A 15,066-nucleotide genomic window follows, 5' to 3' on the forward strand; every position below is an offset into this window, starting at 1 on the left:
GCGGCCTGCAAAGCCGTATACACGGGTTCGAATCCCGTATCCACCTCGATCGTTCACCGAACGAGGCGCTCCGCACGGAGCAACGGGCGATTGGCGCAGCGGTAGCGCGCTTCCCTGACACGGAAGAGGTCACTGGTTCGATCCCAGTATCGCCCACCACGAGAACCCCCGGCCCCTGGCCGGGGGTTCTGTCGTTCCCGGCTCCGGCGCTACCCTCGCAGGATGCCCGCCCCGATCCCCGTCGACGACCAGGGCACCCTCCTGCGGCTCGTCTCGCGGGACGACGGACCGGCCCTCGCCGCCGCGTACCGGCGCAACCGCCGGCACCTCGCGCCCTGGGAGCCGACGCGCTCGACCCGCTTCTTCGAGGCGGGGGGCCAGACCGACGCCGTCGCGGACGCGCTCGCCGCGCACCGGGCCGGCAGCGTCCTCCCGCTCGTCCTCGACGCGGGCGGCGTGATCGTCGGTCGGCTGACTCTCGCGAACATCGTCCGCGGCGCCTTCGACAGCGGCGATCTCGGCTACTGGCTCGACAGCGGTCTGCAGGGCCGCGGCGTGATGACCCGCGCGGTCGGAGCCGTCCTGCGCACCGCGCGTGAGGATCTGGGGCTGCACCGCGTGCAGGCCGGGACGCTCCTCCACAACGTCGGATCGCAGACCGTGCTGCAGCGCAACGGCTTCGAGCGGATCGGCGTCGCGCGGCGCTACCTGCGGATCGCCGGGGAGTGGCAGGACCACGTCCTCTTCCAGGCGCTGCTCGAGGGCGGCCCGCTCCAGCCTCCGCCGACTCCGCTCGTCTAGGGTGAGCGGCGCCGGCCTTCTCCCGGCGCTCCGAGCGGGAGGGACGCGCCCATGACCACGCGGCACATCGGCGGACGAGAGTTCGACTTCGAGCGGCAGGTGGCCGTGATGGCGGTCGTGAACCGCACACCCGACTCCTTCTACGACAAGGGCTCCACCTTCGCCCTGGACAGCGCCATCGCGGCCGCCGTGCGCGCTGCGGAGCTCGGCGCCGACTGGGTCGACATCGGCGGAGTGCCGTTCGGCCGCGGCCCCGCTGTCACGCTCCAGGAGGAGCTCGACCGGGTCGTCCCCGTCGTGGCGGGCATCGCGGAGCGGAGCGACGTGGTCGTCTCGGTGGACACGACGAGCGCCGAGGTCGCGCGCGCGAGCATCGCCGCGGGCGCCTCCGTCATCAACGACACGAGCGGGCTGCACGACCCCCGGATGCTCGAGGTCGTCGCCTCCTCCTCCGCTCAGCTCGTCATCACCCACAGCGTGGGCGCCCCCCGCAGCGAGCCGGAGAGACCCGAGTACGACGACGTCGTGGCGACCGTGGTCGACCATCTGCGGAGCCGCGTCGATCGCGCGCTCTCGGGTGGAGTGCCTGCCGGGAGGATCATCGTCGATCCGGGTCACGACCTGAACAAGAACACCCTGCACACGCTCGAGCTCACCCGCCGGCTGGACGAGGTGGCAGCGCTCGGCTTCCCGGTGCTCGCCGCGGTGTCCAACAAGGACTTCATCGGCGAGGCGCTGGACCGGCCGCAGGGGGAGCGCCTCGAGGGCTCCCTCGCCGCCGCGGTGATCTGCATCCTGAACGGTGCGCGGATCGTGCGCATGCACGACGTGCGCCAGGCGGTGGACGCCGTGCGGATGACGGAGGCGGTGCTGGGCTGGCGGGCGCCCGCCTTCCTCCGCCACAACGTGGAGCCGGCGGCGTGAGCGCCCGCATCGACGGCCTGTCGCCGGCCGGGCAGGACCTGTCCGACGAGGCTCTGCTGGCCCTCTACGCGGACGGGGCGGGCGAGGAGTGGCTCCGGGTCAACTTCGTCGCGAGCGTCGACGGAGCGGTCACCCGTGACGGCGTCTCGGGCGATCTCGGGGGCGCGGCGGACCTGCGCGTGTTCGACCTGCTCCGCCGGCTCGCCGACGTCGTGCTCGTCGCGGCCGGCACGGTGCGGACCGAGGGCTACGGCCCGATGGTGCTGAGCGACGAGTCCGTGCGGGCCCGGCTCGGCACCGGGCTCGCCCCGCAGCCCGTCTTCGCGATCGTCTCGGGGTCGCTCGACCTCGATCCCGCTTCGCGGATCTTCACCGAGGCGCCGGTGCGTCCGATCGTCGTGACCACCGGCTCCTCGTCGGCCCGCCGCCGCGCGGAGCTCGCCGAGGTCGCCGACGTGCTCGTCTGCGGCGACGCACGGCTCGACGCGACGCGGATGCGGGCGCAGCTCGCAGAGCGGGGGCTCGGCAGGATCCACTGCGAGGGTGGTCCGTCGCTGCTCGGGACCCTCCTCGCCGCGGACGCCGCCGACGAGCTCTGCCTGACCGTCGCTCCAACGCTCGAGGCGGGGGACTCCGGGAGGCTCGCCCGCGGCGACGTCCCCGGACCTCGCCCGCAGCACCTGGCGCACGTGCTCAGCGCCGGCGACACGCTGCTCCTGCGCTACCTCCGCCGGCGCTGACCCGCCCTACTCGCGGCGCCGCTCGTTCTCGTCGCGCTTGGCCTCGGAGGCCGGACGGGCGGCGATCACGGGGTGGGCGCCGGTGAAGCCGTCCCGGGCGGACGCGATCGCCAGGATGCGCGGCTTCGCGACGTGCCAGCCCACGATCAGGGCGGGCACGCCGACCACCGCGACGATCCCCACGGTCCAGGTGCCGGTCGGGAAGTCGACGGCGATGAGGACCACCACGATCACCAGGAACGCCAGGGTGAGCCACGAGGTCACCGGGGCGCCGGGCATCCGGAAGGACGGGCGCTCCAGGCGCCCGTGGGCCGCCCAGCGCTGCAGCTGCATCTGGCAGAGGACGATCATGCCCCAGCCCGTGACGATGCCCAGCGCCGAGACGTTGAGGACGATCTCGAAGGCCTCGGACGGCACGAAGAGGTTCAGCACGATACCGATCAGGGTGATGCTCGCCGTGAGCAGGATGCCTCCGTAGGGGACGCCCTGCTTGTTCATCCGGCCGGTGAAGGCGGGGGCGGAGCCGTTGAGCGCCATGGAGCGGAGGATGCGGCCGGTCGAGTAGAGCCCGGCGTTGATGCTGGAGAGCGCGGCCGTCAGCACGACGAAGTTCATGATCGATCCGGCGATCTCGCCCGAGGAGCCGTCGCCCAGTGAGCTGAAGAACGTGACGAACGGGCTCTCGCCCTTCGAGTAGGCCGTGTAGGGCAGCAGCAGCGTCAGCAGCAGCACGGAGCCGACGTAGAAGACGGCGATGCGCAGGATGACCGAGTTGATCGCGCGCGGGATGACCTTCGCCGGCTCCGCGGTCTCGCCCGCCGCCGTGCCGACCAGCTCGACTCCGGAGTAGGCGAACACCACGCCCTGGACGACCAGGACGCTGGCGATCAGGCCGCCGGGCAGGATGCCGCCGTTGTCGTTCCAGAGGCTGACCCCGGGGTCCACGGCGACGCCGCCGGACTGCAGCGGCCAGCCCGCGGCGAGCACGACGACGCCGATCACCAGGAAGACCACCAGCGCCGTGACCTTGATCAGCGCGAACCAGAACTCCAGCTCCCCGAAGACCTTGACCGAGACGAGGTTCAGCGAGAGCACGACGACCAGGGCGATGAGTGCGAGGAGCCACTGGGGCACGGAGGAGAAGAGCGACCAGTACTTCACGTACAGGGCCACCGCGGTGACGTCGGCGATCGCGGTCATCGCCCAGTTCAGGAAGTACATCCATCCGGCGACGAAAGCGGCCTTCTCGCCCAGGAACTCGCGGGCGTAGGAGATGAAGGAGCCCGAGCTCGGCCGGTGCAGGACCAGCTCGCCGAGCGCGCGGAGGATCAGGTAGGCGAAGACGCCGCAGACCGCGTACACGACGACGAGCGAGGGACCGGCGGTGGCGAGTCGGCCGCCCGCGCCGAGGAAGAGGCCGGTGCCGATCGCGCCGCCGATGGCGATCATCTGCAGCTGCCGGGGCTTGAGCCCGGGACGGTAGCCCTCCTGCTCCTTCGAGAAGTCGGGCTGCACGGGCCCGCGGTCGTCGTCGCTCTGCGTCACGGGGGCTCCCTCGTCACCGGATCGCGCCGGGCGGCTGCTCCGGCACGCCCGTCAGGGTAAGGGCGCGCTGCTCGGAGGAGGCGGGTGGCGCGGTCCGCGGCATGCGGATCCTCTCAGTATCGGGGCGCCTACCCTGGGGGCATGAGCGGTCCGGACCTCGCACGGCAGTTCTCGCTCGACGGCGTCCGGATCCCGTCGCCGGCGAGGCGCCTGAACGGCGGCACCGATCCGGCGCTCGTCTGGCGCAACGAGCTCGACGGGCTGACCTTCCGCGTGGACGCCGGGTACCTGAAGTGGAATCCCCGGTCCACGGGCGTCGACCTCCGTCGCGAGATCGCGCGTCTGCGCTGGCTGGAGGGGCGGATCGTCGCGCCCCGGATCCTGGAGGCGGGCGAGGACGAGGAGGGGCAGTGGCTCCTCACCGCACCGCTGCCCGGGCGGAGCGCCGTCGACCCGGAGTGGACAGCCCGGCCGGAGGAGGCCGTCCGCGCGATCGCGGCCGGCCTGCGGGCGGTCCACGCGCTCCCCGTCGACGCGGTGCCCGAAGAGCTGCGCGGCGACTCCTGGTTCGCGCGCCGGCCGTCGGCGCTCGGCGCGGCTCCGGAGCTCGTGGACCCCGTCGTGGTGCACGGCGACGCGTGCGCTCCGAACACGCTCGTCGACGACGACGGACGCTGGAGCGGCACGGTCGACGTCGGCGACCTGGGCGTGGGCGACCGCTGGGCGGATCTGGCGGTCGCCGCGGTCAGCCTCGGCTGGAACTACGGCCCCGGCCACACCCCGCTGCTCCTCGCGGAGTACGGAGCGGATCCGGACGACGAGCGCGCGGCCTACTACCGCGCGCTCTGGTCGTCCGAGTCCTGAGTCACTTCTTCTTCGCGGCCTCGTCGTCCTGGGCCGTGCCCTCGTCGCTGCGGTTCTCGCTCGCCAGCCGCAGCCAGCGCCCGTCGCGGACGTCCTTCTCGTGCACTGCCGCCTTCTTGTCGCTCGCGGCGGTGTCGCGCGGGGGGAGCTGGATGGTCTCCTCCGCCTCGATGCCCGCCTGCAGCTCGCGTCCGCGCTCGAGCTCGGCGTCGAACTCCGCGCCGAAGAGCAGGGCGATGTTGGTGATCCAGATCCAGAGGAGGAAGACGATCACCGCGCCGAGCGAGCCGTAGGTCTTGTTGTAGTTGGAGAAGTTGGCCACGTAGAACGCGAAGCCGGTCGAGGCGATCAGCCAGATCGCCAGGGCGACGATCGATCCGATGCTGATCCAGCGGAACTTCGGCTGGCGGATGTTGGGCGCCCAGTAGTACAGGGTCGCGACGATCACGATCGCGATGACCACGAGCACCGGCCATTTCGCGATGTTCCACACGGTGAGGGCGGCGGGCCCGAGGCCCACGACGTCGCCGACGGCGGTCGCGACCGGTCCGCTGAGCACCAGGATGAGCGCCGCGATCACGATCAGGACGACCGTCACCACGGTCACGCCGAGCATCGTCGGGCGGAGCTTCCAGAAGGGGCGCCCCTCGTCGATCTGGTAGACGCGGTTCATCGCGCGGCCGAAGGCGCCGACGTAGCCGGAGGCGGACCAGATCGCTCCGACGACACCGGTCACGAAGGCGAGACCCGCGGCGGAGGAGCTGGTCAGCGCCTGGATCGGGTCGCGCAGCAGGTCGACGACCTCGCTCGACGCGAGGTTCCCGATCAGGTCGAGCACCAGATCGGTGGTGGCCTGCGCCTGGCCGAAGAGCCCCAGCACCGACACGATCGCGAGCAGGGCGGGGAAGAGCGCGAGCACGGCGTAGTAGGTGAGCGCGGCGGCGAGGTCGGTGCACTGGTCCGCGCCGAACTCGCGAGCCGTCTTCTTGAGGACGTAGAACCAGGAGCGCCTGGTGATGTCGGTGACGTCGTCGGGCTTCCGGGAATCGTCGGGATCGGGCGCTGTCTTCTCGCGGGTCGTGCTCTGCTCGGCCATGCGGACACGCTACGGGGCCGACAGTCGTCGGACGGCCCCCTTGACGGCGCGGCCGGTCGTGTCGCGGGTCAGGCCCGGCGCTGGCGCGCAGCGGCGAGGGTGCCGAAGAGGAGGAAGGAGCAGGTCGCGGCGAGGACGGTCAGCAGGGGAGCCTCCCAGCCGCCGCTCGCGTCGTGCGCGAAGCCGATGACGGTCGGGGCGGTGGCGGCCACGGCATAGCCGATCCCCTGCACCGTGGCCGAGAGCCGCGACGCGTGAGCGTCGGAGCGGGAGAGCCGCACGACGAGCACGAAGACCACCGTGAATCCTCCGCCCTGGGCCGTGCCGCCCAGCACGCACCAGAGCGCCCAGAGCTGCGGCGCGAGCAGCAGCCCCGCCGGCACCGTGCACCAGAGGAGGCCGACGAGCACGATGCCCCCCAGGGGTCCGAGCCTCCGGACCAGGAGCGGGACGCCGAGGGCGCCGGCGACCGCGGCGAGCTGGAACACCGAGGCGCTCGCGCCCGCGGTCGCGATCGAGAAGCCGTTGCGGTCGACGAGCAGCGAGGGGAGCCACGCCGTCACTCCGTAGTACGAGAACGCCTGGCTCGAGAAGCAGAGCGCGAGCGCCAGCACGGTCGCGCTGCGGAAGATCCGCGGAGCCGGTGCGGCCGGTGCGCGGTCGGCGCGGGCCGGGCGGGGAGTCGGACGCAGGGCCGCCCGAGGCCCCACGGCCACGAGCCAGCCGGCCAGAGCGAGGGCGTTGAGGGCGAGCCAGACGAGCAGGGCGCCGCGCCAGCCGAGGGCTAGAGCGAGCGGAGCGGTGCCGAGCGAGGTGATCGTCGAGCCGATGTTGAGGGCTGCGGTGTAGACGCCCGTCGTGAGGTCGACGCGCTCGGGAGCGACGTCCCGCCGGATCACGACGGGGAGGACGACGTTGCCGATCGTGATGGAGACGCCGATCAGGATGGTGCCCGCCACGGCCGGTCCCACGTCGCCGATCGATCGGACGATCGTGCCGAGCGCGACGCCGATCACCGTGACGGTCACGGCGGCGTCGGGTCCCGCGCGGCGGATCACCAGGAGGGCGAGCGGAGTCGCCAGGGCGAAGCAGAGCACGGGGATGCTGGTGAGGATCCCCGCCTGGCCCGCGGACAGCGCGAGGTCCTCGCGCACCGCGTCGATGATGGGCGCGACGGCGACGATCGGACCGCGCAGGACCAGCGCGACCAGGGCGACCGCCACGACGAGGAGCCAGGGAGCGCTCCGGCGCGCGGTCATCGGGGCGTCGAGGGCCGCGGCACCCCGGTCAGCCGGCCAGGCCGGGGACCCCGGCCGAGAGGTTGCCGACGATGGTGAAGACGCCCGACACCAGACCGAGGATCCCGGTGACGAGTCCGGCCGTCGCGAGCCCGCGACCGCCTCCGACGAGCGGTGCGGCCGCCCGGCCCTTCGCCGAGAAGACGATGGCGAGGATCGAGGGGATCAGCAGCGGATTGATCAGCAGGCTCAGGACGCCGAGCACGAGGCTCGCGATCGCCATGGGGTTGCGGCCCGCCGCGGAGGACGGGGCGGACGGATAGGCGTACAGCTCCTGCTCCGGAGCGCCCGGGGGCGTGCCGTAGGCGGGAGCGGGCGCCGAGGAGGACGGGCGGGACCGGTCCGTCCACGCCGCGCCGTCCCAGTAGAGCTCCGAGCCGAGGTCGGCCGGGTGCGGGTACCACCCGGGCGCGGGCAGCGGAGCGGAGTCGTCGGGCATGGGGCGAGTCTAGAGCGGCGCCGATCAGCTCTTGGGCTGCTCGAAGCCGAGCGCGTTCCCGTCGGGATCGAGGATCCAGGCCGCCCAGACGCTGCCGCGGTCGGCCACGCCGTTCTCGGTGCGCAGCTCGTCGCTGTCGTAGTCCTCCGGAGCCACGCCCCGAGTCGCCAGCGCGTCCAGCTCGGCGCGCAGGTCGGCCACCCGCCAGGCGGCCTTGGTCTGCTCGTCCTTCGAGCCCGTGGTGCTGGCGGTGACGGTGAGCCGCGTGCCGCCGCAGGAGTAGGCGATCGCCGACTCGCTCTCCTCGAGGACCTTCAGTCCCAGGGAGCCGGCGTAGAAAGCGCGGGAGGCGGCGAGGTCGCGGGAGAGCAGAACGGGGCCGATGGGGGAGTCGGAGAGCACGGTGAGTCCTTTCGTCGGTGGGCCTCCAGTCGACGCCCGCTGCGTTCCGGCGCGGAAGGGGTTGCCACCGGGTCGGCCGGAGGGGGCTGGCGCGGCAGAATGGCCTCGGCCGTGCCCGCCGCGCGGCCGGGAGGAGCCCTCATGAGCTGGACCATCGACGAGGTGGCGTGGACCCACCCGGACGCCGAGCGTCTGCGCGACGCGCAGCGGCGCGAGCTCGACGAGCGCTACGGCAACGACGACCACGAGCCCGGTACGCCGCCCTCGGCCGACGACGTGCCCGTCTTCCTCGTCGCCCGCGACGCGAGCGGCACGGCGGTGGCCTGCGGCGGACTGCGGCCTCTCGACGACGACGTCCTCGGACCGGGGGCGATCGAGGTGAAGCGGATGTTCGCCGACCCCGCCGCCCGCGGCACCGGAGCGGCCACGGCCGTCCTGCGCGCGCTCGAGGCGCGGGCGGCCGCTCTGGGCACGACGCGCCTGGTGCTGGAGACCGGGACGCTCCAGCCCGACGCGATGCGGTTCTACCTCCGGGAGGGCTACCACGCCATCCCGCCGTTCGGCGCCTACATCGGGTCCGAGCACTCGGTCTGCTACGCCCGCGATCTCGCTCCCGGCGCCTGAGCGTCAGCGGCGCAGGGTCTCCACCGGGTACTCGCCGAAGCGGCGGTGGTACGCCCCCGAGAAGCGGCCCTGGTTGAGGAAGCCCCAGCGCGCGGAGACGGCGCGCACGGTCTCCTCGCCCGGAGCGGCCTCGCGAAGCTCGACGCGCGCCCGGTCGAGACGCACGCCGCGCAGGTAGCCGAGCGGAGTGTCGCCGAAGTGCCTCCGGAACGCGGCCTGCAGCGCCCGCGGAGTGAGCCCCGCCGCTGCCGCGATGTCGGACACGGTGACGGGTGATGCGGCGAACGCGTGCAGGAACTCGGCGGCCCGCAGCAGGTGCTCGAGCCCCGGCCGCAGCACCTGCGGCGGGACGACGACCGGCCGGTGCGCGAAGGTCGCGAGCAGGTGCAGAGCGACGCCGCGCTCCGCCGCCACGAGCTGCAGCGCGGTCGCCTCGCGGCCCGACCGCAGGACGCCCGCGAAGTCGTCGACCGCCCGCCACCAGCCCGGGAGTGCCGACAGGGAGGCGATCGAGCGGTGGTCGAAGACGAGCGGCAGCGGCACGCCGTCGCCGGCCTCGGACGCGACCTGCTCGAGGAGGCCGGCGGCCACGTGCACGAGCCGCTGCTGGAAGTCGCGGCTGACGAACTCGAACGGACGCGCGCTGGGGAACACGACCGGCCGCCCCGGCAGGTGGACGATCCGATCGCCCTCCGGGTCCACCACGCTCGTGCCGGAGAGGAACCACGAGACGACGTACTCGCCCTCCGGACGCAGCCCCCCGGACACGGAGCCCCGGAACACCGACGTCCGCAGGCTCACGCCCTCGCTCCCGGAGACGTCGTAGCGGAAGGAGAAGGGCCGCTCGACCGTCTCCGTCCGGAATCCCGACCCGCCGTAGCCGTCCGAGTAGAAGCGCCGCGCCTCGTCCAGGTCGGCCCCGGAGCGCGTGAAGCGCTGCAGCGCAGGACCGGCACCCATCTGACCAGGATGACACCTGGACGGATTGCGCACCGGTCGCCGCCGCGCCCCTCTCCGGGGCACGTCCTGTCGGCAGGGTGACGGGGTCGGACGACACGGACGGAGACGCATGGAGATCAGCGCACGCAGACTCGCGGCACGCGACGCGGTGGCCGTCGTCGCCGTGCTCGCCGCACTCGAGGGGGCGCTCGCCGTGGACTCCCTGCCGCCCGGCCTGGAGGAGGTCCTCCTGCACCAGCTCGAGCGCAGCTCGCTCGTGCTCCCCGGCGCCGACCGGGACGAGCTCGCCTCCGCTCTGCGCGCGCTCGGCGTCCGCGTGCGCGACGCGCTCGGGTAGAGGCCGCCGCCGACTACAGTCGAGGGGTCAACCGAGCCCGAGGAGTGCCCGCACGTGTCGAACGAACCGTCGAATCCCGCAGAGAACGAGTCCCACTCGGTCGTCACCGAGGCGGGCACGGGATTCACGCACTTCACCGACCGGGCCGTGGTCGCGATCCGCGTCAACGGGGAGCTCAAGGACCTCGCCGCCGACGTCGTGCCGGGCGACCGCATCGAGCCGGTGCTCATCTCCTCGCCGGACGGGCTGAACATCCTCCGCCACTCCGCGGCCCACGTGCTCGCGCAGGCGGTGCAGCAGATCAACCCGGAGGCGAAGCTGGGCATCGGCCCGCCCGTCACCGACGGCTTCTACTACGACTTCGACGTCGAGGAGCCCTTCACGCCCGAGGCGATGAAGGCGCTCGAGAAGGCGATGGACCGCATCGTCCGCCAGGGCCAGCGGTTCGTGCGCCGCGTCGTCTCCGAGGAGGAGGCGCGCGCCGAGCTCGCCGGCGAGCCCTACAAGCTCGAGCTGATCGGGATCAAGGGCGGGGGAGCCGAGGACGAGAGCGTCGAGGTCGGCGGCGCCGAGCTCACCATCTACGACAACGTCGACCCGCGTTCCGGCGAGACGGTCTGGAAGGACCTCTGCCGCGGCCCGCATCTGCCCAACACCCGCATGATCGGCAACGGCTACGCCCTGACCCGCAACGCTGCCGCCTACTGGCGCGGCTCGGAGAAGAACCCGCAGCTGCAGCGCGTCTACGGCACCGCGTGGCCCACGAAGGACGAGCTGCGCGAGCACCAGGCCCGCCTCGAGGAGGCGGCGCGCCGCGACCACCGCAAGCTCGGCCACGAGCTCGACCTGTTCTCCTTCCCGGACGAGATCGGCTCCGGCCTCGCGGTCTTCCACCCCAAGGGCGGGATCATCCGCTACGAGATCGAGCAGTACATGCGCGAGCAGCTGCTCGCCCACGACTACGAGCTCGTCTACACGCCGCACATCACCAAGGGCGACCTGTTCCTCACGAGCGGGCACCTGCAGTGGTACTCCGAGGGGATGTTCCCCCCGATGCACCTCGACGAGCTGCAGGACGAGGACGGCAACGTCACCCGCCAGGGCCAGGACTACTACCTCAAGCCGATGAACTGCCCGTTCCACAACCTGATCTTCCGCTCGCGCGGCCGCAGCTACCGCGAGCTCCCGCTGCGCCTGGCCGAGTTCGGCACCGTGTACCGCTACGAGAAGAGCGGCACCCTGCAGGGCCTCACCCGCGTGCGCGGCCTGACCCAGGACGACGCCCACATCTACGTCGCGCAGGAGGACGTGTCGGCCGAGCTGACCCGCAACCTCGAGTTCGTGCTGCAGGTGCTGCGCGACTACGGCCTCGACGACTTCTACCTCGAGCTGTCCACGAACGAGGAGGGCAACCCGAAGTTCGTCGGTGCGCCCGAGCAGTGGGAGGAGGCGATCGAGTCGCTGCGCGCGGTCGCCGTCGCCTCCGGTCTCGAGCTGGTGCCGGATCCGGGAGGAGCGGCGTTCTACGGTCCGAAGATCTCGGTGCAGGCGCGCGACGCCATCGGCCGCACCTGGCAGATGTCGACCATTCAGCTCGACTTCAACCAGCCCGAGCGCTTCGAGCTCGAGTACACGGCCTCGGACGGCTCGAAGAAGCGGCCCGTGATGATCCACCGCGCGCTCTTCGGCTCCATCGAGCGCTTCTTCGCGATCCTCACCGAGCACTACGCCGGGGTGTTCCCGGTCTGGCTGTCGCCGGTCCAGGTCGTGGGCATCCCGATCGCCGACGAGTACCTGCCCTACCTCGAGGAGGTCGTCGGCGAGCTCAAGCGGTCGGGCATCCGCGCCGAGATCGACTACTCCAGCGACCGGATGCAGAAGAAGATCCGCAACGCCACGCTGCAGAAGGTGCCGTTCCAGATGATCGTGGGGGAGAAGGACCGCGACGCCGGAGCCGTCAGCTTCCGCTTCCGCGACGGCACGCAGGAGAACGGGATCCCGGTCGCCGACGCCGTCGCGCGCATCCGCGAGGCCGTCGCCTCGAAGGCGCAGGTCTGAGCGTGGGCGACGGCTGCGTGCCCGAGGGGGCGGAGGGCTCGGCGCACCTCGCCGGGGTTCCCGACGAGTTCCAGCGCCTGTGGACGCCGCACCGGATGGTCTACATCCAGAAGGGGCAGCCCGGAGCCGACGACTGCCCCTTCTGCGTGGCGCCGACGCTGAGCGACGAGGAGGCCCTCATCGTCGCCCGCGGGGAGCACGCCTACGTTCTGCTGAACCTGTTCCCGTACAACTCCGGCCACCTCCTGGTCTGCCCGTACCGGCACATCCCGCTCTACGACGAGGCCACTCCCGAGGAAGTGGCCGAGATCGGAGCGCTCACGCAGACGGCCATGCGCGTCGTCCGCTCGGTCTCGAACAACGACGGCTTCAACCTCGGGATGAACCAGGGCGCGGTCGCGGGAGCGGGGATCGCCGCGCACCTGCACCAGCACGTGGTTCCGCGCTGGGCGACCGACGCGAACTTCTTCCCGATCATCGCCCGCACGAAGGCGCTCCCGCAGCTGCTCGGCGACGTGCGGGCGAGCCTCGCGGCGGCCTGGCCGAGCCTCTAGACCGCCGCCCGGCCCCCTGTCCAGCGCCGCGGACGGTGGGTGCCGTCTCGTAGACTCGGAGCTGCCGTCGGCGGAAGTCGCCGCACAGAACAGGACTCGCGAACATGACCGACACCACCACTCCGTCCTCGTCCGCTCCCGAGCAGTTCGGCTCGAGCCGCGTCAAGCGCGGTCTCGCCGAGATGCTCAAGGGCGGCGTCATCATGGACGTCGTCGACGCCGATCAGGCCCGCATCGCGGAGGACGCCGGCGCGGTCGCCGTCATGGCGCTCGAGCGCGTCCCCGCCGACATCCGCTCGCAGGGCGGCGTCGCACGCATGAGCGACCCCGACCTGATCGACGGCATCGTCTCCGCCGTGTCGATCCCCGTCATGGCGAAGGCGCGCATCGGCCACTTCGTCGAGGCGCAGATCCTGCAGGAGCTCGGCGTCGACTACATCGACGAGTCCGAGGTCCTCTCGCCCGCCGACTACGTGAACCACATCGACAAGTGGAACTTCACCGTCCCCTTCGTCTGCGGAGCGACCAACCTGGGCGAGGCGCTGCGCCGCATCACCGAGGGCGCAGCGATGATCCGCTCGAAGGGCGAGGCCGGCACCGGCGACGTCTCCGAGGCGACCAAGCACATCCGCACGATCTCCGGCGAGGTCAACCGCCTGAAGGCGATGACCAAGGACGAGCTCTACGTCGCCGCGAAGGAGCTGCAGGCCCCCTACGACCTGGTCGTCGAGATCGCCCGGACCGGCAAGCTCCCCGTCGTCCTCTTCACCGCCGGCGGGGTCGCGACCCCGGCCGACGCGGCGCTGATGATGCAGCTGGGCGCCGACGGCGTGTTCGTCGGCTCCGGCGTCTTCAAGTCGGGCGAGCCCGCCAAGCGCGCGGCCGCGATCGTGAAGGCGACCACCTTCTTCGACGACGCGAAGGTCGTCGCGGAGGCCTCGCGCGGCCTGGGCGAGGCGATGGTCGGCATCAACGTGGCCGACGTGCCCGCGCCGCACCGCCTCGCCGAGCGTGGCTGGTAGCGCCGACGCGCCGCTCGCCGGCGCAGGATCGACGCGGGAGTCCCTCGAGGGGCTCCGCGTCGGGGTCCTCGCGCTGCAGGGCGACTTCCGCGAGCACGCGCACGTCCTGCGCGAGCTGGGCGCCGAGGTGGTGCTGGTGCGACGCCCGGAGGAGCTCGCCACCGTCGCGGGGCTGGTCATCCCGGGCGGCGAGTCCACGGTGATGGACAAGCTGTCGCGCCTCTTCGGCCTCGCAGAGCCGGTCGTCGAGGCGATCGGGGCGGGGATGCCCGTCTACGGGACCTGCGCCGGGCTGATCATGCTCGCCGACCGGGTCCTCGACCGCATCGACGGCCAGAGCAGCTTCGGCGGCCTGGACGTGTCGGTCCGGAGGAACGCGTTCGGCAACCAGCTCGACTCCTTCGAGACCGATCTCGACGTGCCGGCCATCGGCGATCCGCCGGTGCACGCGGTCTTCATCCGCGCACCGGTCGTGGAGGAGCTGGGGGAGCGGGCGACCGCGCTCGCCAGCGTCGCCGACGGGCGGGTGGTCGCGGTCGAGCAGGGCAACCTCCTCGGGACGGCGTTCCATCCCGAGATCACCGGCGACTACCGGTTCCACGAGCTGTTCCTGCGGAAGGTCGCGGCGACGCGCTTCGGCGACTGACCGGCTGCCGTCCACTCCGCCAGGGGTGGACGGTGCGGGACCCGCGGGCCAGGGTGGTCGCATGCCCGAACTCCCCGAGGTCCAGGCCCTCGCCCTCGATCTCGACGCGCGCCTGGGCGGACGCGTCCTCGAGCGGCTCGACGTGTTCGCGATCTCCGCCCTCAAGACCGTCGCCATCCCGCCGTCGGCTCTGTCCGGCGAGACCGTCCACGGAGTATCGCGGCACGGCAAGTTCCTCGACCTCGCAGTCGGCGAGGCCCACGTCCTCCTGCACCTCGCCCGCGCCGGCTGGGTCCGCTGGCGGCCCGAGCGGCCGACGGCGCCGGCGAAGCCCGGCCGGGGACCGCTCGCCGCGCGGCTCGTCCTCGACGACGGGTCGGGGTTCGACGTGACGGAGGCCGGCACCAAGAAGAGCCTCGCGCTCTCGATCGTCGCCGATCCGCTCGACGTCCCGGGCGTCGCCCGGCTGGGTCCCGATCCGCTGGACCCGGAGTTCACCGAGGAGATCCTCGGCGCGATCCTCGCCACGGCGGGCCGGGCGCAGGTGAAGGGCGTCCTCCGCGACCAGTCCCGCATCGCCGGCATCGGCAACGCCTACTCGGACGAGATCCTCCACGTGGCGCGCATGTCGCCCTTCAAGCCCGCCGCGCTCACCGCCGACGAGCTGGACCGCCTCTACGCGGCCCTCCGCTACACACTCGAGGAGGCGCTCGCCCGCGCCGAGGGCCTGCACGCGGCCGACCTCAAGCGCGAGAA

17 protein-coding genes and 1 tRNA gene are annotated in these 15,066 nt (G+C 72.3%); 12 read left to right on the forward strand and 6 right to left on the reverse strand.

What is annotated here, in order from left to right; all coding sequences use genetic code 11:
• The first annotated feature begins 84 nt into the window (after window positions 1–84).
• From C5C82_RS15865 to C5C82_RS15880, 4 genes are all read left to right on the forward strand, one after another.
• Window positions 85–159: transfer RNA gene (locus C5C82_RS15865), tRNA-Val, on the forward strand.
• Between the two features lie 63 nt (window positions 160–222).
• A complete protein-coding gene (locus tag C5C82_RS15870; protein WP_104225349.1) occupies window positions 223–801 on the forward strand; it encodes a GNAT family N-acetyltransferase in 579 nt (192 codons plus the stop codon).
• Between the two features lie 51 nt (window positions 802–852).
• Complete coding sequence (gene folP / locus C5C82_RS15875; protein WP_104355346.1) at window positions 853–1,725, forward strand: dihydropteroate synthase; 873 nt, start codon at window positions 853–855, stop codon at window positions 1,723–1,725.
• On the forward strand, window positions 1,722–2,465 hold the full coding sequence (locus tag C5C82_RS15880) for a pyrimidine reductase family protein (protein WP_104355347.1): 744 nt from the start codon (window positions 1,722–1,724) through the stop codon (window positions 2,463–2,465). Before folP ends, C5C82_RS15880 begins: the two co-directional genes overlap by 4 nt.
• Before the next feature lie 6 nt (window positions 2,466–2,471).
• On the opposite strand, the gene C5C82_RS15885 is transcribed toward C5C82_RS15880, so the two are convergent.
• The gene (locus C5C82_RS15885; RefSeq protein WP_258065372.1) at window positions 2,472–4,010 is read right to left on the reverse strand and encodes an amino acid permease; all 1,539 of its coding nucleotides are present in this window, start codon (window positions 4,008–4,010) and stop codon (window positions 2,472–2,474) included.
• 141 nt (window positions 4,011–4,151) lie between these two features.
• On the opposite strand from C5C82_RS15885, the gene C5C82_RS15890 reads away from it, so the two are divergent.
• On the forward strand, window positions 4,152–4,874 hold the full coding sequence (locus tag C5C82_RS15890; RefSeq protein ID WP_104225346.1) for an aminoglycoside 3'-phosphotransferase: 723 nt from the start codon (window positions 4,152–4,154) through the stop codon (window positions 4,872–4,874).
• Between the two features lies 1 nt (window position 4,875).
• On the opposite strand, the gene C5C82_RS15895 is transcribed toward C5C82_RS15890, so the two are convergent.
• From C5C82_RS15895 to C5C82_RS15910, 4 genes are all read right to left on the reverse strand, one after another.
• Complete coding sequence (locus tag C5C82_RS15895; RefSeq protein ID WP_104296178.1) at window positions 4,876–5,970, reverse strand: YihY/virulence factor BrkB family protein; 1,095 nt, start codon at window positions 5,968–5,970, stop codon at window positions 4,876–4,878.
• Window positions 5,971–6,038: 68 nt separating this feature from the next.
• The gene (locus tag C5C82_RS15900; RefSeq protein ID WP_104355348.1) at window positions 6,039–7,229 is read right to left on the reverse strand and encodes a CynX/NimT family MFS transporter; all 1,191 of its coding nucleotides are present in this window, start codon (window positions 7,227–7,229) and stop codon (window positions 6,039–6,041) included.
• 28 nt (window positions 7,230–7,257) lie between these two features.
• Window positions 7,258–7,707 (reverse strand): DUF2510 domain-containing protein, encoded by a 450-nt coding sequence (locus C5C82_RS15905; RefSeq protein ID WP_104251081.1) that lies wholly within the window; start codon window positions 7,705–7,707, stop codon window positions 7,258–7,260.
• A gap of 24 nt (window positions 7,708–7,731) precedes the next feature.
• Window positions 7,732–8,109, reverse strand: a complete 378-nt coding sequence (locus tag C5C82_RS15910; protein ID WP_104325436.1) for a VOC family protein — start codon at window positions 8,107–8,109, stop codon at window positions 7,732–7,734.
• Window positions 8,110–8,250: 141 nt separating this feature from the next.
• On the opposite strand from C5C82_RS15910, the gene C5C82_RS15915 reads away from it, so the two are divergent.
• Entirely contained in the window at window positions 8,251–8,733 is a 483-nt protein-coding gene (locus tag C5C82_RS15915) for a GNAT family N-acetyltransferase (RefSeq protein WP_104233324.1), read from the forward strand.
• Window positions 8,734–8,736: 3 nt separating this feature from the next.
• On the opposite strand, the gene C5C82_RS17700 is transcribed toward C5C82_RS15915, so the two are convergent.
• On the reverse strand, window positions 8,737–9,693 hold the full coding sequence (locus C5C82_RS17700) for an AraC family transcriptional regulator (RefSeq protein ID WP_219812336.1): 957 nt from the start codon (window positions 9,691–9,693) through the stop codon (window positions 8,737–8,739).
• Window positions 9,694–9,802: 109 nt separating this feature from the next.
• Here C5C82_RS17700 and C5C82_RS15925 point away from each other — a divergent pair, with 109 nt between their 5' ends.
• The 6 genes from C5C82_RS15925 to C5C82_RS15950 form a co-directional block, all read left to right on the forward strand.
• Window positions 9,803–10,030 carry a hypothetical protein gene (locus C5C82_RS15925; protein WP_104225342.1) on the forward strand — a complete coding sequence of 76 codons (228 nt, stop codon included), beginning with the start codon at window positions 9,803–9,805 and terminating at the stop codon, window positions 10,028–10,030.
• A 147-nt stretch (window positions 10,031–10,177) separates the two neighbouring features.
• Complete coding sequence (gene thrS / locus C5C82_RS15930) at window positions 10,178–12,088, forward strand: threonine--tRNA ligase (protein ID WP_258066157.1); 1,911 nt, start codon at window positions 10,178–10,180, stop codon at window positions 12,086–12,088.
• Between the two features lie 2 nt (window positions 12,089–12,090).
• The gene (locus C5C82_RS15935) at window positions 12,091–12,642 is read left to right on the forward strand and encodes an HIT domain-containing protein (RefSeq protein WP_258062960.1); all 552 of its coding nucleotides are present in this window, start codon (window positions 12,091–12,093) and stop codon (window positions 12,640–12,642) included.
• A 104-nt stretch (window positions 12,643–12,746) separates the two neighbouring features.
• Window positions 12,747–13,664 carry a pyridoxal 5'-phosphate synthase lyase subunit PdxS gene (gene pdxS / locus C5C82_RS15940; protein ID WP_104224629.1) on the forward strand — a complete coding sequence of 306 codons (918 nt, stop codon included), beginning with the start codon at window positions 12,747–12,749 and terminating at the stop codon, window positions 13,662–13,664.
• Window positions 13,665–13,737: 73 nt separating this feature from the next.
• A complete protein-coding gene (pdxT, locus tag C5C82_RS15945; RefSeq protein ID WP_258065190.1) occupies window positions 13,738–14,310 on the forward strand; it encodes a pyridoxal 5'-phosphate synthase glutaminase subunit PdxT in 573 nt (190 codons plus the stop codon).
• A 61-nt stretch (window positions 14,311–14,371) separates the two neighbouring features.
• On the forward strand, window positions 14,372–15,066 hold a 695-nt coding region (locus C5C82_RS15950; protein WP_104355350.1), incomplete at its 3' end, for a DNA-formamidopyrimidine glycosylase family protein.

The organism is Rathayibacter sp. AY1D5 (assembly GCF_002932515.1).
Classification (GTDB): Bacteria; Actinomycetota; Actinomycetes; order Actinomycetales; family Microbacteriaceae; genus Rathayibacter.